The following is a 16075-nucleotide window of genomic DNA, read 5'->3' on the forward strand; positions in this document are numbered from 1 at the left end:
TTGAACTCAATAGACGGGTGGTGAAACCACCCAGATGATAATTGCAGGCTCGGCACCCGGATTGCGCCAGCGGTAGGGCTTGCCTTCGAAGCGAAAGGAGTCGCCCTCGCCAAGCCGATGCCAGACACCTCCGATCTCGATGTCGAACAGTCCGGACGCGACGTATCCGGCTTCCTCGGTCGGTCGCTGCGCCTCGGCCTTCAGTTCCGCGCCCGGCGCGAAGACCGAACGCACCATCTCGAAGCTACCGCCGAGATCGGGCGACAGAAGCTCCTCCACCAAGCCGGATTCGCTTGTGCCAAGCGTGCGGCGCCTGCCGGCGCGCACGACCACGCCACGCTCGCTTTCGACAGGCACGTCATGGCTGAAGAACAGGCTGATCGGCACCCCGAACAGTTCGGCGAAGGCTCTGAGGTCACCGAGCGATGGCGTCGACAGGCCACGCTCGACCTGGCTGACCCAGCCGACCGAACGGCCAAGCTTCAGGCCGATCTCCGCGAGTGTCAGCCCGCGCGCCTTGCGCAGGGCCCTGATATCGCCGGCCAGCACGCGTTCGTCAGGTCCCTGCAATGTTCTTGCGGTAGTCGAAGGCAAAACGCTCTCTTCATGAAAAAATACCGTCAAATTTCATGAGAAATCAAGCTCATGAAAAAATCAAGTAGATTTTCACGGATGCACAAGATTTGCTTGCGCGATTTTGACGGTTCATGCAAAGGCTCCGCCGAGAGCGGCGAGTGGGGACGTCCGATCGAGACAAAGGGTAAGGGACGGCCCATGCTGGAAAATAACCCCCGAATTGCGGGCGATGCCGAGATTGTCGACGAGGCGATCCTGTCGCGCCGTTCGGTGCGCGCATTCCTGCCCGACATGGTCGACGACGACACCATCCGCGCCATTCTGGAGGTTGCGGCGCGCGCTCCATCCGGCACCAACATGCAGCCATGGAAGGTCTATGTCACCAAGGGCGAGAGCAAACAGCGGATATCAGACGCCATTCTCAATTCCGGCATTCGCGCCGAAAAAGCTGATTGGGACGAGTACCGGTATTATCCCACGCAGTTCTTCGAGCCGTATCTGACCCGCCGCCGCGCCAACGGTTTCGGCCTCTATGGCGCGCTCGGGATCGGTCGCCGCGAGGTCGACAAGATGCGCGCCCAGCACGACCGCAACTTCGTCTTCTTCGATGCCCCGGTCGGCATGATCTTCACCATCGACCGCCGCCTCAACCAGGGCTCGTGGATCGACTACGGCATGTTCCTGCAGAACATCATGGTCGCAGCTAGGGGGAGGGGTCTGCACACCTGTCCGCAGGCGGCCTTCGCGCCCTATCACCGGCAGATCAGGCCGGTGCTCGACATTCCGGACGAAGAGATCGTCGTCTGCGGCATGGCGCTTGGTTATGAAGATACGTCAAAACCTGAAAACGCCTTCCGCACCGACCGCGTGCCGCTGGAAGAGTGGGTGACGTTCAGCGAATAGGCCAGCCAGCCTCATTCCGTATTCATCTGGGCACCGTGGCCGCTGACATGGGCGCCGTCCTGCGGTGTCAGCTTGAGGTAGGCAAGCAGTGCACAGAGCGTGATGACGCCCTCGATCACGAACAGGATGCGGAAGTCGTCGGCGACGGCCGGACCGCCGCCGGCCAGAAACGACAGTGCAGCGGCGGCCAGGCCGACGCTGATCGCGACCGCCAGCTGCCACAATATGTAATAGAGCGCGCTGAAGCGGGCGAGCTGCTCGGGCGCGATGTCGGAATAGGCGAGATTGCCGGTCGAGGCCCATTGCGCGGAGCGGAAGACGCCGAAGACGAAGATGTAGGTGAGCACGATCCACACTGGCGTCGTCGCCTGCATCAGCGCGAAGCCGGCAACCAGGGCGGCGACGATGGGCGTGTTGTAGACCAGCACGCGGCGGAAGCCGAAACGGTTGAGGACGCGCGGCATGAAGAACCGCATCGCCACCGAGCCGACCGCGGCGACAAAAGTCAGCGATCCCGCCTGAACCGCGCTCATGCCGAAGCCGAGCTGGAACATCAAGGGCAGCAGAAACACCACCGAGCTGAGCCCGATCGTATCCAGCCCGCCGCCGGTCAGGAACGAAATGCGGAAGGTGCGGATGCGCAAAAGCTTGAGATCGAGCAGCGGATTGCGCACACGCAGGCAGTAGAACGAGGCGATGGTCAGGATGACGAGCGCCAGCGCCAGTTCGGCGGCGATGATGCCGCCCGCGGCGTCCTTGGCGGCCAGCGAATCCATGCCGAAGACCAGCAGGACCATGCCGCTGCCGACCAGCAGGAAGCCCGGAAAATCGAACGGCGTGCGCACGGGCTTGGTCATCGTCGGAAACAGCGAGGCAGCAAGAATTGCCGCAGCCAGCGCAAACGGCACGTTGATGAAGAAGATCCAGCGCCAGGAAATGTAGGTGGTCAGCGCGCCGCCGACGAGCGGACCGACCAGCGGTCCGGACTGGCCGGCCAGCGAGATGTACATGTTGATCTTCAGCGTTCGGCTGCGCGGAAAGGTCGACAGGATGACGACCTGGCCGAGCGTGCCCATCAAGGCGCCGCCAAAGCCTTGCAGCGCACGCGCACCAACCAGCGTCCAGATGTTGTCGGACAGTCCGCACAGCGCCGACGAGGCAGCGAACACCAGCAAGGCAAAGCAGTAGACGTTGCGCAGGCCGAAGCGGTCGGCGGCCCAGCCGCCAAGCGGCATCGAGATGATCAGGCTGGCGACATAGACGGTGATGAGCAAGCCGAGCTCACTGGGCGGACGGCCGAGACTTTCGCTGATACCCGGCAGTGCGGTCACCACGACATTCTGGTCGAGGCTGGTCATGAACACGCCGCAGGCAACCGTCAGCGGCAGCAGGAGCAGGGCTCTGGCCGGCACATCGGCGCGATCCGAGGCGCTGGCGGATAGTTCTGCGGTCATGGAGATGTTCGAACCAAACGAATGTGCCGACTCTTGAAGAAGGGATTTTCATATCCCTGGGCCGGTTGGGCGGCCACGTTTTCGCACGATGGGCGCCTGCGGCCTGATTCTCTAGCGGCAGAAGCGGCTGGCGTTGATGCCAGATGCAGGCAACGCAGCGATATGGCCGCAGGCCTATTGCACCTCGTAGCCGACTTCCTCGCTGGCGTGGCAGAGCGCCTTCCAGAACGAGCGTGCAAACGAGCGGAAGACATAGATGTCGAACTGGTCGGCACTGGTGCGCTGGATCTGGGCGAAGACGTCGTGGTGAGCGGTCGAGCGGCCTGCGCCGACAGGGAAGGCCGGCAGCGAAAAGTCGATGGCGAAGAATTTCGCCAGCACCCATTCGGCCTTCGGCCCGGCAATGCGAATGGCGGTGCGGCCGTGCGAGAGGTCGGTCACCGTGCCGATGGCCGGGGTCACCACCTTGGCAAAGGCAGCGGCCAACCCTTCGGCCTCGTCGGCAACGGTGAACTTCCCCGGCGCGAAGCCGAACACCGACTTCACCCCGTCGCTCACTCCGCCGCCGGCGCCATCGGGCAGCGCAAGCCCGGTGACGGTGCGGATGGCAGCGATCAGCTTCTTCTCCTCGCCGGGCCAGGCGGCGAGCTGCACGATCGAGCCCGGCCTCGTCTCGGTCAGGATGATCTCGACACCGTGCTCGAAATTGCCGTGCGAGCCCACATGAAATTCGGGCTCAAGCGGCGACAAGGGCTCGGGTGATTGGGGCTCAACCATGCATGCGGCTCCCGTCCGGATCGAAGAAGTGGTTGGAGACGATCTCGACCGGCCCGAATCGGTTGCGCAAGGAATCCGAGACATGAGCGCGCGTGCCTTGCCGTGCCTTGCCGCCCTTGACCAGCGCCAGCGCGATATGTTTGCCGAGCGCCGGCGAATAGCAGCAGGCGGTGATATGGCCGATGGAGCCGTGCGGATTGGCTTCGTCAACCTCCTCGACGATGTGGGCGCCGCCATTGAGCGGCCGGTTGTCGAGGGCGATCAGGCCGACCAGCTCCAGCCGGTCCGACGCGATCAGGCCTTCGCGGTCCATCATCGCCGAGCCGATGAACGGCTTCTTCTTCGACAGCATCCAGTCGAGATGCAAGTCGCGCGCGGTGGTGCGGCCGTCGATCTCGGCGCCGGTGACATGGCCCTTTTCGATGCGCATGGTGCCCAGTGCCTCGAGCCCGTAGGTGACCAGCCCGAACGGCTTGCCGGCTTCAACAAGCGCTTCCCAGACATGGGTGCCGTAGCCGGCGCCGGAATAGACCTCGAAGGCCATTTCACCGGAGAAGGACAGGCGGCAGATCATCACCGGCACGCCTGCTATCTCTCCGCGCACAATGCCCATGAAGGGCAGGGTGGCGTTGTCGACCGATGTGCCGGTGACACATGTGGCGAGGATCTCCCTGGCCTTCGGCCCGCCGATCGCGGCACCCGCCCATTCGTCGGTCACCGAGGTGACGTGGACCTTCAGCTCCGGCCAGATCACGTCGAGGAAATATTCCAGATGCTGCATCACCTTGCCGGCGTTGGCCGTGGTGGTGGTCATCAGAAAGTCCTGCTCGCCGAGCCGCCATGTGGTGCCGTCATCGAAGGCGAGGCCGTCTTCGCGCAGCATCAGGCCATAGCGCGCCTTGCCGACGGCCAGTGTCGAAAACATGTTGGTGTATACGCGGTCGAGGAATAGGGCGGCGTCGGGGCCTTGCACGGCAATCTTGCCCAGTGTTGAGACATCGACGATCCCTGCGCGTTCGCGCGTCGCCTTGGCCTCGCGCACATAGGCCTGCTCGACCGTTTCGCCTGAAAGCCCGTATATCATCGGGCGATACCAGAGGCCGGCGGAATACATCGTCGCACCGTTGGCCAGATGCCAGTCATGCATCGGCGTCAGCCGCTCGGGCTTCAGGTCGCCGAAGCGCTCCGCCGCCAGCGAGCCGATCGACACCGGCGCAAAGGGCGGCCGGAAGCGTGTCGTGCCGACCTCTGGGATCGGCTTGCCCAGCGCTTCGGCCATGATGGCAAGGCCAGGCACGTTGGAGCTCTTGCCCTGGTCGGTCGCCATGCCGAGCGTGGTGTAGCGCTTGAGATGCTCGACCGAGACGAAGCCTTCCCGGTGTGCCAGCCGCACGTCCTCAGCCGTGACGTCGTGCTGGAAATCGACAAAGCTCTTGCCCTTGGCTCTGATCTCGAACACCGGGGCGGGATCGGGATCGCCAGGCACTGCTTCGACGGTCGGCAGCATGGACTGGGTGCTCTGCCCGCCGGCGGCGGCGAGGCCGGCGGCGCGTCCTTCGGCGAGCGCTTCGAGCGTCGAAAAACTGCCGGTGAAGGCGCCGGCGCCGATCCAGCTCTGTGTTGGCTTTGGCGGGAGGAAAGCTTGCCGCGCGGCGTTCCATTCCGCCTTGGCACCGGCCTGGCTGGCCAGATGGATGGTCGGCGACCAGCCGCCCGACATCAGCAGGCAATCGGCATGGATGCTGCGTGGATCGCCGATGAGCGTGCCGTTGGTCATGTCGAAGCGCTGCAACTTGAGACCGGACAGCGCCTTGCCGCCTTCGGTGGCAACGACGGCATGGCCGGCGAAGATCTCGGCCTCGGCTTCCGCGGCCAGCTTGCGCATCTCCGGCGAAAGTTCCGGCCTGACATCGGCGATGGCGACGACCGCGGCACCGGCCTTCTTCAAGGCGACGGCCGCCCGATAGGCGCTGTCATTGTTGGTGAACAGCGCGATCCGCTCGCCCGGCAGCACGCCGAATTCATTGGCATAGCGCTCGGCGGCATGCGCCAGCATCACGCCTGGCCTGTCATTGCCCGGGAAGACGAGTGGCCGCTCGAACGCGCCGGTGGCCAAGACCACGGATTTGGCGCGGATCGCCCAATAGCGATGGCGCGGTTCGCCCTTGCCGGGCTGCTCCTTGTGGTCGCTGACCCGTTCGAGCGCGGCAAGCGTGTTGTTGTCGTAGTAGCCCCACACCGTGGTGCGCGGCAGAAGCCGGACATTGTCGCGGCCTGCGAGTTGGGCGACGGTGCGGCGCGCCCAATCGGCGGCAGGCGCGCCATCGATGGTTTCATCGGACCAGTTAGCCGAGCCGCCGAAAAGCGGCTCGAGATCGGCCAGCATGACGCGCGCACCCTGATCGGCGGCGGCCTTGGCGGCCATCAGGCCGGCCGGCCCTGAGCCGACCACCAGCACGTCGCAAAAGGCATTCATGCGCTCGTAGCGGGCCGGGTCTTTCGCCGATCCGGCACTGCCGAGACCGGCTGCGCGGCGGATGAAGTGTTCGCAGAACATCCAGAAGCGCGTGCCTTTGAGCGGACCGAACACCGGTCCCATGAAGGTCTTGTAGTAGAAGCCGGCCGACAGGATCTTGCCGCCAAGCTGGTTGACGGCATTGATGTCCCAGGCAAGCGAGGGAAAGCGGTTCTGGCTGATGGCGACCAGCCCGTCATGGATCTCGACCATGGTCGCCGGAATGTTGGGCTCGCGGACCTTGCCCTTCAGCACCGTCACCAGGGCGTTGGGTTCCTCGACGCCTGCGGTGAGCAGGCCGCGCGGGCGGTGGTATTTGAACGAACGTCCGTACAGCGTGACGCCCTTGGCCAGCAGGGCTGACGCCAGCGTGTCGCCGGCATGGCCGGTGTAGGGCGCGCCATCGAAGGTGAAGCGGATGGTTTTCAGCCGATCGACGCGGCCGCCAGTGTCGGTGCGGCGCGGGCTCATGACTTGTCCTCAGCCTTGCGGCGCGCGGCCGAGCCATGATCGCCGCGCCCATGATCGCCCCGCATGAAGGCGACGCTGGAAATCTCATGCGTCAGCGTGTTGCGCACGACCTTGAGATGCGTGCGGCAACCGCCGGAATGCTGCCAGATCTCGTTGTGATCCCCGGCCGGGTTCAGCCTGTCATAGACATAGGCATTCCACGCCTCGAAATTCTGCGAGGCGGGGTCGGGACGCTCACGATTGCCGTCACCCTGATAGGTGAACTCGATGACGTCACGCGGGCCGCAATAGGGGCAAGTGATCAACATTGGACTCTACCTATTGCCTAATGCAGCCGCGGGTTTGCACCCTGGCCCTTGTCGTCGATCACCAAGCCGCGGTGGAAGCGGTCGAGCGTGAAGGGGGCGTTGAGGTCGTGCGGCTGGTCCTTGGCGATGGTCCAGGCAAAGCACCAGCCGGAAGCCGGCGTCGCCTTGAAGCCGCCATAGCACCAGCCGCAGTTGAGATACATGCCGGGCAGGGGACCGGTGGTGATGATCGGCGAGCCGTCCATCGACATGTCGCAGACACCGCCCCAGGAGCGCAGCATGCGCACGCGCGCGAGGCCCGGAAACAGCGCCAGCATTTCGCTCATCACCTCGTCGACGACAGGCAAATTGCCGCGCTGGGCGTAGCTGTTGTAGCCGTCGATGTCGCCGCCATAGATGAGGCCGCCCTTGTCCGACTGCGACATGTAGAAATGGCCCATGCCGAAGGTGACGACCGTGTCGATGAAGGGTTTCAGCGATTCCGTCACGAAGGCCTGCAGCACATGGCTCTCGATCGGCATCGTCTCGATGCCTGCCATCTGCATGACGCGTCCGGTGCTGCCGGCGACCGCCACGGCCACCTTCCTGGCGCGGATGTCGCCGCGCGAAGTGGCGACGCCTGATATACGGTCGCCATCGCGCAGGAAGCCGGTGACCTCGCAATTCTCGATGATGTCGACGCCGCGACGGTCGGCGCCACGCGCATAGCCCCAGGCCACAGCATCGTGGCGAGCGGTGCCGGCGCGGCGCTGCATCAGGCCGCCGACGACCGGAAAGCGGGCGCTGTGGGAGATATCGAGCGCCGGGATCAGACGTTTGATTTCGGCCGGTGTCATCAATTCCGCGTCGACGCCGAGATGGCGCATGGCGTTGCCGCGCCTTGCATAGTCGTCGAACTGGGCCGGCGTGTGCGCCAGGTTCAGACAGCCGCGCTGCGAGAACATGACATTGTAGTTGAGCTCGTGAGACAGGTTCTCCCACAACTTCATCGAGTGTTCGTAGAAGCGGGTGTTGGCCGGCAGCAGATAGTTCGAGCGCACGGCCGTGGTGTTGCGGCCGACATTGCCGGAGCCGAGCCAACCCTTTTCCACAACGGCGACATTGGTGATGCCGTGTTCCTTGGCAAGATAATAGGCGGTCGCCAGCCCGTGACCGCCGCCACCGATGATGATGACGTCATAGGACGCCTTCGGGTCAGGCTTGCGCCATGCCGGTTTCCAGTCCTTGTTTCCCTTGAGCGCGTTCGCGAGCAGCGAAAAGGCCGAGTACTCTGCCATGATGTCATCCGGTTCGGGCGATGCGGCAGACTATAGAGCAGGCCGCATCCGCAAAGCCAATATTGCGCCATCGCCTTTCGACTGGCCGACGCTTGGGATGGGATCAATCGGAGTGAGTGATCGGTTGAGGCCAATGATCGGGTGGGCTCGCGATACGACGGCTTGCCCCATGATAGGGCCGTCTTTATCAAGAGCAGGCTTTCAATTTGCCTTTGCCGCCGATGAGTCGCCAACAAATCATGCTTTTCCGATTGCTTCGTCTCATTTTGATCCTCACGCTTGCCGTCTCGGCGCCGCTGTCGTTCGATGCGGTGGCACAGGGGCTTGGCCAGGCGCCTGCCGGACTGGTCGCCGACCAGCAGAAGATCATCCAGGCGCTGACGACCAAGACCGACAATTTCGAGAAGCAGATCCAGCAGGACGCCGAGGAGGATAGCAGCCTCGTCGATATCCGCTTGCAGCTCGAGGAGTTGTCGCGGCAATCGCTGAACAGCGCACTGGCCTTCCGCACGCGTCTTGGCGAGATCAACGGCCGTCTCGAGCAGCTTGGCGCGGCACCTGCGGCAGGTCAGCCGCCGGAGCCCGACATCGTCAGCGGCGAACGCGAGGCGCTGGTGTCGGAAAAGGCGGAGATCAACGCCGTCATTGCGCAAGCCCAATCGCTTTCGATCCGTATCAGCGGGCTGATCGACAAGATCGGCAACATGCGCAGCGAGCTGTTCCGCAATGTGCTCACCAAGCGCTATGTGCTGTCCGATGCACTGAGCCCGCAGGTCTTCTCGGACGCCAGGGACGAATTCGGCAATTTCTACAAGGCGGTGTCGTCCTGGCTGAGCTTCGCCTTCAAGTTCAAGTTCCAGGCCATCCTGGCGGCAACCTTCGTGGCGCTCGGGCTGGCGCTGGTGCTGCTGGTCGGCGGCAGGCGCCTGTTCGGGCGTGTGTTCGAAGCCGACCCTTCCAATGAAGACCCGTCCTATCTCAGTCGTCTGTCGGTTGCCTTCTGGTCGACCTTGCTGCCGACGCTGGCGGTCGGCGTGTTTCTGGCCTCTACAGTGTTCTTTTTCAATTATTACAATGTGTTGCGCGGTGACATCGGCCTCTTCCTGAATGCGCTCGCGGCCGTCATCGGGGTGGTGTTCTGCGTCAACCGGTTGACCAATGCGGCGCTCGAGCCGCGGCTGCCGAATTGGCGCCTTATCCCAGTCGAGACAGGTCCGGCACGCTGGCTGGTGCGGCTGACGACCGCCATGGCCGTGGTCATCGGCGTCAACTATTTCCTGTCGGTGATCAACGACAAGATGGGCTCGCCGCTGTCGCTGACCATCGCCCGCAGTTTCGGCGCCACCATCATCGTCGGCATCATCCTGATCCTAATGGCGATGCTGAGGCCGTTCAGGGCGCGTGACGGAAGCTGGCGGCCGTGGCCGGCATGGCTGCGCTATACAGCGCTTGCGCTCGGTCTTTTCACCATCGTCGCCGCGCTGCTCGGTTACATCGGCCTTGCCCTGTTCGTCTCGCTGCAGGTGGTCGTCACCGGCACCGCGCTAATCACCGCCTATATCGGCTTCCTGTCGGCGCGGGCGATCGGCGAGGAGGGCGCTTTCGCCAACACGTCTGTCGGGCGCTGGCTGTCGGACAATTCGAGCTACGAGGACACCGCACTCGACCAGCTCGGCCTTGTCGTCAGCGTCGCCATCAATGTGATGATCGTGCTGGTCTTCCTGCCGCTGATCCTGCTGATGTGGGGTTTCCAGCCCGGCGATATCCAGGCTTGGGCCTACAAGCTCGCAACCGGGATCAACATCGGCTCGGTGACGATCTCGGTCACCGGCATCCTCTCCGGCATCGTCGTCTTCGTCATAGGCTATTTCCTGACGCGCTGGTTCCAGGGCTGGCTCGACGGTTCCGTGATGGCGCGTGGCAAGGTCGATACCGGCGTGCGCAACTCGATCAGGCTGGCGGTCGGCTATGCCGGCGTCGCGCTCGCGGCCCTGGTCGGCATCTCGGCGGCGGGCATCGACCTGTCCAGCCTGGCGCTGGTCGCCGGCGCTCTTTCCCTCGGTATCGGTTTTGGCCTGCAGAATGTGGTGTCCAATTTCGTCTCCGGCCTGATCCTTTTGGCCGAGCGGCCGTTCAAGGTCGGCGACTGGATCGTCGCCGGCGATGTCAGCGGAACGGTCAAGAAGATCAGCGTGCGCGCCACCGAGATCGAAACCTTCCAGCGGCAATCGGTGATCCTGCCCAATTCCAACCTGATCAACAACGCCGTCGGCAACTGGACGCACCGCAACAAGCTCGGCCGCGTCGACATCAAGGTCGGCGTCGCCTATGGCAGCGACGTCAAGCAGGTTCATGCCGTCCTGCTGGAGATCGCCCGCAGCCACCCGATGGTGCTGAAGAACCCCGAACCCTTCGTGCTGTTTTCCAATTTCGGCCCTGCCGCCCTGGAATTCGAGATCCGCGTGTTCCTGGCCGATGTGATGAACGGCAACATCGCGCAGAACGACATCCGTTTTGCCGTCCTCGAAAAATTCAGCAGCGAACACATCGAGATCCCCTCGACGCCGCGCGCCGTGGTCGAGGCCCACAAGCCCAAGGCCTGGCCGACAGACGACGACAAGATCGAGGCCGACTTCGCCGAACAGGAGCAGATAAGGGCCGAAGCCGAGGCGGAGAAGAAGCGACTGGTCAAGTCCCGCAAAACCAAGAAACCGGATCCGGACTAGGCTCGGACTCCGTCGACCCCAATCCTGCCGGAATCGATTGCGGCATGAATGGGGCATTCAGTTGCGGTTCAGCTTTCATCTCATATAAGCTCCATGCAAGGCGAAAATGCCTTGCGAAATGCAACAGAGGCGGTGGGAACACCGATATTGCACCATGTGGAAGTCTCTCGTCGCTGCCGTCGCCCTGGTCGCCGCCATCGGTTCGGTCCATGCCGCGAGCGCGGTCAACAAGGACGCCGAGACCCGCACGCTGGTCGTGACGGAGGGCGGCAGCAAGACCGACCTTGCGCTGGCCGGTGGCGAAACGGTTGAGTTCTGCCCGAATGGCTGCTTCGTCACCTTGCCCAATGGCGACCTCGAAGCCCTGACCGGTTCGGAAACCGTCGAGATCTCGGGCGGTGTCGCCCGCATCAAGTAATAGCGTCATGATTGCAGAGGCCGGGCATTTGCCCGGCCTTTTATCGTTTCCGGTAGCGGTTGTTTAACAATGACGCCGGAAATACCGCCATGGCAGCCGTCTGCAACCGTGCGTTTTAACGTTCGCTACGCCATCGCCCGCTATACCAGCCTCTCAAGACGCCGAAAAGCGGCGCGCAACTCTACGCGGGCAGGGCGAGACGGACATGGATGCGCGGTCGGACAGGAACGCAATACCGCTTGCGGTCGATCTGGACGGCACGCTGATCGCGACCGACCTGTTGTGGGAAGGGCTGTTCATCCTTCTCAAGAAGAACCCGCTCTATATCCTCCTCGTACCGTTCTGGATTGCAGGCGGACCGGCGCGGCTGAAGCAGGCGATCGCGCAACGCATCGACATCGATCCGGCATCGCTGCCCTATCGCGAGGTGCTGCTTTGCCGTCTCCGGACCGAGCACGCCGAAGGCCGCAAGATCGTGCTGGCGACCGGTACGCCGCGCAAGTTCGCCGACGCCATCGCGGCCCATCTCGGCATTTTCGACCAGGTGCTGGCCACCGATGGTCTCGCCAATCTCACCTCGGGCAGGAAGCGCGCCTCGCTGATCGCAGCCTATGGCGATGGCGGTTTCGACTATGCCGGCAACAGCCGCCATGACCTCCAGGTCTTCGATGCCGCACGTAACGCGATTGTCGTCGCGCCCGACCGCCATGCCGCGCGCTGGCAAGCGGCACGTGGCGCCGAGACGGTGCCGGTGCCGAAGCCGACTTTGCGGACCATCGTCAAGATGCTGCGCGTGCATCAGTGGCTGAAGAATTCGCTGATCGCTGTGCCGATGGTGCTCTCGCATGAATATTTCAACACCGACATGATCTGGGAATGCCTGCTGGCATTCGTCTCGTTCAGCGCGGTGGCATCGGCCATCTACATCCTCAACGATTTCTTCGACCTCGCGCTCGACCGCAAACACCTCACCAAGCGCAACAGGCCGTTCGCCAGCGGTGCGCTGTCGATCCCGTTCGGACTTGGCGCGATCGCGGTGCTTCTGGCGATCGGCATCGGCACCGGGCTGTTTCTGTCGCCCGAATTCTTGGCTGTGCTCGGCGGCTACATGGTCGTCACCACTGCCTATTCGCTGTCGTTCAAACGCATGCTGCTGGTCGATGTGCTGACGCTCGCCGGCCTCTACACGATCCGCGTCCTGGCCGGCGCGGCGGCGACCGGCGTCGACGTCTCGTTTTGGCTATTGGCCTTCTCTATCTTCTTCTTCCTGTCGCTGGCGCTGGTGAAGCGCTTCGTCGAATTGCGCACCACCGCCATCCCGCCTGGCGAGCGCATTGCCGGTCGCGGCTATCGCACCGAAGACCAGGAGATCGTCGCCCAGGCCGGCATGGCCTCGGCCTTTTCCTCGGCGCTGGTACTGGCACTCTACATGGACAGTGTCGCGGTGCGGGAACTCTATCCGCATCCATGGCTGATCTGGCCGCTGGCGCCGATCGTGCTTTATCTCACCATGCGCGTCTGGATCCTGGCGCGCCGCAACGAGATGCATGACGATCCAGTCGTGTTCATCATCCGCGACTGGCGCAGCCAGATCGTGGTGCTGATCGGTGCGGTGATGCTGGTCATCGGGGGCTGGTAGGCATGGCCATCGAGCGGTTCCCAAGCTTCGGCCTTGCCACACCGCCGGCGCCGCGCGCCATCGGTGCCGACGAGGCGATCGCGCTGCTGAAGGGCGGTCAGGCCAAGCCGGCGTCGCTGCTTGCCTATGGTAATGGCCGCTCCTACGGCGATTCCTGCCAGAACCAGGCCGGAGCGGTCGTCGATATGCGATCGCTGAACCGGATCCACGCCTTCAACGCCGAAACCGGTGTTCTCGAGGCGGATGCCGGCGTGCTGTTGTCCGACATCATCGCCCACGCCGCCCCTTACGGCTTCTTCCCCGCCGTTGTGCCAGGCACGCAATTCGTCACGCTCGGCGGCGCCATCGCCAATGACGTGCATGGCAAGAACCATCACCGGCGCGGCACCTTCGGCTGCCATGTCGAGAGCTTCACGCTGCTCAGGTCCGATGGAAGGACCCATCGCTGCTCGGCGACAGACAATGCGCGGCTGTTTGCGGCGACGATCGGCGGCATGGGCCTGACCGGTCTCATCCTGTCGGCCTCGATCCGGCTGATGCGGGTGCATTCCCTCGACATCGTCGAAAAGGCGACGCCGTTTCGCGATCTTGGCGAATTCTTCGACCTGGCCGAGGCTGCCGATCAGGCCAACGAATATGCGGTCGCCTGGATCGACCAGTTGGCCGGCGGCCGCAACAGCGGTCGCGGCCTGCTGTTGTCGGGCAATCACGCCGAGCACGGCTCGCATGCCGCCTCGCGCGTCGGCGGCAATTTCTCGGTGCCGGTCCAGCCGCCGTTCAATGTGCTCAGCCGGCCGTTCCTGACCGCCTTCAACGCTGCCTACAGGTGGAGGAAGAGCCGGGCAACGGTGCCGCGCCGGGCCGGATATCAGGGCTTCTTCTTCCCGCTCGACGGCGTGCGCAACTGGAACCGGCTTTATGGGCCGAAAGGGCTTTTCCAGCACCAGAGCGGGATGCCGGAAGAGACGGCGCGCGAGGCCGTGCCGGCATTGCTTGCGGCTGCAAGGAAAGCCGGGCAGGGCTCGTTCCTCACCGTGCTGAAACGCTTTGGCTCCATCCGCTCGCCGGCGCTGCTGTCGTTTCCGCGTCCCGGCTACACGCTGACACTGGATTTCCCCAACAAGGGCGCCGCGACGCTGACACTGCTGCGGGAACTCGACCGCATCACGGTCGAGGCCGGCGGCGCGGTCAATCCGTACAAGGACGCCCGCATGGGGGCCGAAATCTTCGCTTCGTCCTTTCCCGAATGGCAGCGGCTGGAAGCGCTCCGAGACCACGCCTTCATGTCTGACTTCTGGGCGCGCACTGCGAAGAGATTGGATGCGTGACGAGACTCGGTCGAGGCGGCCGAATAGATAAAATTCGAATAATTCTTGGCTAATTGATGGTTAATAATACGATTCACTCAAAATATTGTTGGGACTTCACCAAATGTTTGCGGGTTTGTAATAGGAAGCGTGAAGGGGTGGCTTGGAACACATGAAATACATCGTCTTCATTCTCTTTACGGTCATGACCAATGCTGCTGCACAGCTGATGCTGAAGCAAGGCATGATGTCGCTCGGGCCGATCTCGTTCGAGGGGGGCAATCCGCTCGTCAAGCTGCTACAGATCGTCTTCAGCCCCTGGGTGTTCCTGGGCCTCTGCACCTTCGTCATCTCGATGGCCTCGCACCTCTACGTGCTGTCCAAGGTCGAGCTCTCCTTCGCTTATCCGTTCCTCAGCCTCGCCTATGTCGCCGTCGCGATCTTCGCCTATTTCGTCTTCCGCGAGGATCTCAATGGCTGGCGCATCGCCGGCATCGCCTTCATCTGCGTCGGCACGGTGCTGATCGCGCAGAGTGGGCGAGGGCATGAGGACCAGACCGCTTCCATCACACCCGACAAGATCCAAGCAAACGAGATCGTTCGATGAGACATGTGATTTTCGGCGGCGACGGTTTCGTCGGCCGCCATCTTGCCCCGAAGCTCGTGGCCGATGGTGAAGAGGTTGTCGTCGCCGACATCGTCAAAAGCGACCTGCCGCATTACCGCGGCGTCCGCTTTATCCAATGCGACGTCACCGATCCGGCCTCGGTCGCCGCGGTTGGGCTGGAGGCCGACGACATGGTCTACAATTTGTCGGCCAAGATGCTGTCGCCGATCCAGGTGCGCGCCAAGCGGCACGATTTTTTCTTCCCTGTGAATTTCCACGGCACCGAGCACATCATGCAGGCCATGGACGGAGCCGGTGCGTCAAAACTCGTCCACTACACGACCGACATGATTTACGGCCACACGGTTACGCAGCCGATGACCGAAGAACATCCGGTCGCGCCGCTGGGCGAATATGGCTGGTCGAAGCAGAAGACAGAGGAGCTTGCCGCCGAATGGCGCAAGCGCGGCATGTCGATCTCGCTGTTTCGCCCGCGCCTGATCATCGGTCCCGGCCGGCTCGGCATCCTGGAAAAACTGTTCAAGCTGATCGACTGGAATTTTCCGGTGCCGATGATCGGTTCGGGCAGGAATCCCTATCAGTTCATCTCGGTGTTCGACTGCGCCGAGGCCGCCCGCGCGGCCTGGAAGGCCGGCGTGCCAAACGAGGCCTATAATCTCGGTTCGCTCAATCCGCCGCCGGTCAAGAAGCTGCTCGGCGATCTGATTAGGCATGCCGGCTCGAAATCGATCCTGATCCCGACACCGGGCTGGGCGGTCAAGCGCACGCTCGACCTGCTCGACCTGATGAACATGCCGATCATGGACCCGGAACAGTATCTGATCGCCGACGAGGAGTGCGTGCTCGACGTGTCCAAGGCCGGGCGTCAGCTCGACTGGGTTCCGCAATATCGCGACGAGGACATGCTGATCGCTGCCTATAGCGAGTACCGCGCCAAGAAGGCCGGTTACGCAGTCGCCACCACACATGTGCCCGCCGAATAGCGGCTCGCAAAACAGCTTTCGTTGCGCCCGATCCTGGTCGTGCGCGCAGACAGGAGATCGAAATGACCGTCATGGCCAAGCCCGAACAGATCA

General features: G+C 63.2%; 13 protein-coding genes. 7 read left to right on the forward strand and 6 right to left on the reverse strand.

Translation table 11 applies throughout. From position 1 onward, the window contains the following. Window positions 1-6 precede the first annotated feature (6 nt). A complete protein-coding gene (locus tag EOA16_RS13035) occupies window positions 7-549 on the reverse strand; it encodes an XRE family transcriptional regulator (RefSeq protein WP_164754263.1) in 543 nt (180 codons plus the stop codon). Between the two features lie 225 nt (window positions 550-774). Here EOA16_RS13035 and EOA16_RS13040 point away from each other — a divergent pair, with 225 nt between their 5' ends. After that, the gene (locus tag EOA16_RS13040) at window positions 775-1479 is read left to right on the forward strand and encodes a nitroreductase (protein ID WP_164754246.1); all 705 of its coding nucleotides are present in this window, start codon (window positions 775-777) and stop codon (window positions 1477-1479) included. Between the two features lie 11 nt (window positions 1480-1490). Here the strand turns inward: EOA16_RS13040 and EOA16_RS13045 are convergent, their stop codons facing one another. The 5 genes from EOA16_RS13045 to EOA16_RS13065 all read right to left on the reverse strand — a co-directional run bounded on the left by EOA16_RS13045 (window position 1491) and on the right by EOA16_RS13065 (window position 8281). Then, a complete protein-coding gene (locus EOA16_RS13045) occupies window positions 1491-2933 on the reverse strand; it encodes an MFS transporter (protein WP_127258482.1) in 1443 nt (480 codons plus the stop codon). Window positions 2934-3107: 174 nt separating this feature from the next. After that, a complete protein-coding gene (locus tag EOA16_RS13050; RefSeq protein WP_127258484.1) occupies window positions 3108-3710 on the reverse strand; it encodes a sarcosine oxidase subunit gamma in 603 nt (200 codons plus the stop codon). Next, window positions 3703-6696 carry a sarcosine oxidase subunit alpha gene (locus EOA16_RS13055; RefSeq protein ID WP_127258486.1) on the reverse strand — a complete coding sequence of 998 codons (2994 nt, stop codon included), beginning with the start codon at window positions 6694-6696 and terminating at the stop codon, window positions 3703-3705. The genes EOA16_RS13050 and EOA16_RS13055 overlap by 8 nt, the downstream gene beginning before the upstream one ends. Then, complete coding sequence (locus EOA16_RS13060; protein WP_127258487.1) at window positions 6693-7004, reverse strand: sarcosine oxidase subunit delta; 312 nt, start codon at window positions 7002-7004, stop codon at window positions 6693-6695. Before EOA16_RS13060 ends, EOA16_RS13055 begins: the two co-directional genes overlap by 4 nt. Before the next feature lie 17 nt (window positions 7005-7021). Continuing rightward, the gene (locus tag EOA16_RS13065) at window positions 7022-8281 is read right to left on the reverse strand and encodes a sarcosine oxidase subunit beta (protein WP_127258489.1); all 1260 of its coding nucleotides are present in this window, start codon (window positions 8279-8281) and stop codon (window positions 7022-7024) included. Window positions 8282-8520: 239 nt separating this feature from the next. On the opposite strand from EOA16_RS13065, the gene EOA16_RS13070 reads away from it, so the two are divergent. The 6 genes from EOA16_RS13070 (at window position 8521) to EOA16_RS13095 (ending at window position 15982) form a co-directional block, all read left to right on the forward strand. After that, window positions 8521-11007: a mechanosensitive ion channel family protein gene (locus EOA16_RS13070; RefSeq protein ID WP_127258491.1), complete on the forward strand. Its 2487-nt coding sequence runs from the start codon at window positions 8521-8523 to the stop codon at window positions 11005-11007. Between the two features lie 154 nt (window positions 11008-11161). After that, window positions 11162-11425 carry a hypothetical protein gene (locus EOA16_RS13075; protein ID WP_023812335.1) on the forward strand — a complete coding sequence of 88 codons (264 nt, stop codon included), beginning with the start codon at window positions 11162-11164 and terminating at the stop codon, window positions 11423-11425. A 205-nt stretch (window positions 11426-11630) separates the two neighbouring features. Then, complete coding sequence (locus EOA16_RS13080) at window positions 11631-13064, forward strand: UbiA family prenyltransferase (protein ID WP_127258493.1); 1434 nt, start codon at window positions 11631-11633, stop codon at window positions 13062-13064. 2 nt (window positions 13065-13066) lie between these two features. Further along, a complete protein-coding gene (locus EOA16_RS13085; RefSeq protein WP_127258495.1) occupies window positions 13067-14392 on the forward strand; it encodes an FAD-binding oxidoreductase in 1326 nt (441 codons plus the stop codon). Between the two features lie 151 nt (window positions 14393-14543). Beyond that, entirely contained in the window at window positions 14544-14978 is a 435-nt protein-coding gene (locus EOA16_RS13090) for an EamA family transporter (protein WP_127258815.1), read from the forward strand. Beyond that, window positions 14975-15982, forward strand: coding sequence for an NAD(P)-dependent oxidoreductase (locus EOA16_RS13095; protein ID WP_127258497.1), 1008 nt, complete (start codon window positions 14975-14977; stop codon window positions 15980-15982). The genes EOA16_RS13090 and EOA16_RS13095 overlap by 4 nt, the downstream gene beginning before the upstream one ends. Window positions 15983-16075: the final 93 nt, after the last annotated feature.

This window comes from Mesorhizobium sp. M7A.F.Ca.US.008.03.1.1, assembly GCF_003997495.1.
Classification (GTDB): domain Bacteria; phylum Pseudomonadota; class Alphaproteobacteria; order Rhizobiales; family Rhizobiaceae; genus Mesorhizobium.

What these genes read in the sequence shown, in the direction of transcription:
- EOA16_RS13050 (WP_127258484.1), bottom strand. Translation starts at nt 3,710, where the DNA reads ATGGTTGAGCCCCAATCACCCGAGCCCTTGTCGCCGCTTGAGCCCGAA.
- EOA16_RS13060 (WP_127258487.1), bottom strand. Translation starts at nt 7,004, where the DNA reads ATGTTGATCACTTGCCCCTATTGCGGCCCGCGTGACGTCATCGAGTTC.
- EOA16_RS13045 (WP_127258482.1), bottom strand. Translation starts at nt 2,933, where the DNA reads ATGACCGCAGAACTATCCGCCAGCGCCTCGGATCGCGCCGATGTGCCG.
- EOA16_RS13055 (WP_127258486.1), bottom strand. Translation starts at nt 6,696, where the DNA reads ATGAGCCCGCGCCGCACCGACACTGGCGGCCGCGTCGATCGGCTGAAA.
- EOA16_RS13095 (WP_127258497.1), top strand. Translation starts at nt 14,975, where the DNA reads ATGAGACATGTGATTTTCGGCGGCGACGGTTTCGTCGGCCGCCATCTT.
- EOA16_RS13040 (WP_164754246.1), top strand. Translation starts at nt 775, where the DNA reads ATGCTGGAAAATAACCCCCGAATTGCGGGCGATGCCGAGATTGTCGAC.
- EOA16_RS13070 (WP_127258491.1), top strand. Translation starts at nt 8,521, where the DNA reads ATGCTTTTCCGATTGCTTCGTCTCATTTTGATCCTCACGCTTGCCGTC.
- EOA16_RS13075 (WP_023812335.1), top strand. Translation starts at nt 11,162, where the DNA reads ATGTGGAAGTCTCTCGTCGCTGCCGTCGCCCTGGTCGCCGCCATCGGT.
- EOA16_RS13085 (WP_127258495.1), top strand. Translation starts at nt 13,067, where the DNA reads ATGGCCATCGAGCGGTTCCCAAGCTTCGGCCTTGCCACACCGCCGGCG.
- EOA16_RS13090 (WP_127258815.1), top strand. Translation starts at nt 14,544, where the DNA reads ATGAAATACATCGTCTTCATTCTCTTTACGGTCATGACCAATGCTGCT.
- EOA16_RS13080 (WP_127258493.1), top strand. Translation starts at nt 11,631, where the DNA reads ATGGATGCGCGGTCGGACAGGAACGCAATACCGCTTGCGGTCGATCTG.
- EOA16_RS13065 (WP_127258489.1), bottom strand. Translation starts at nt 8,281, where the DNA reads ATGGCAGAGTACTCGGCCTTTTCGCTGCTCGCGAACGCGCTCAAGGGA.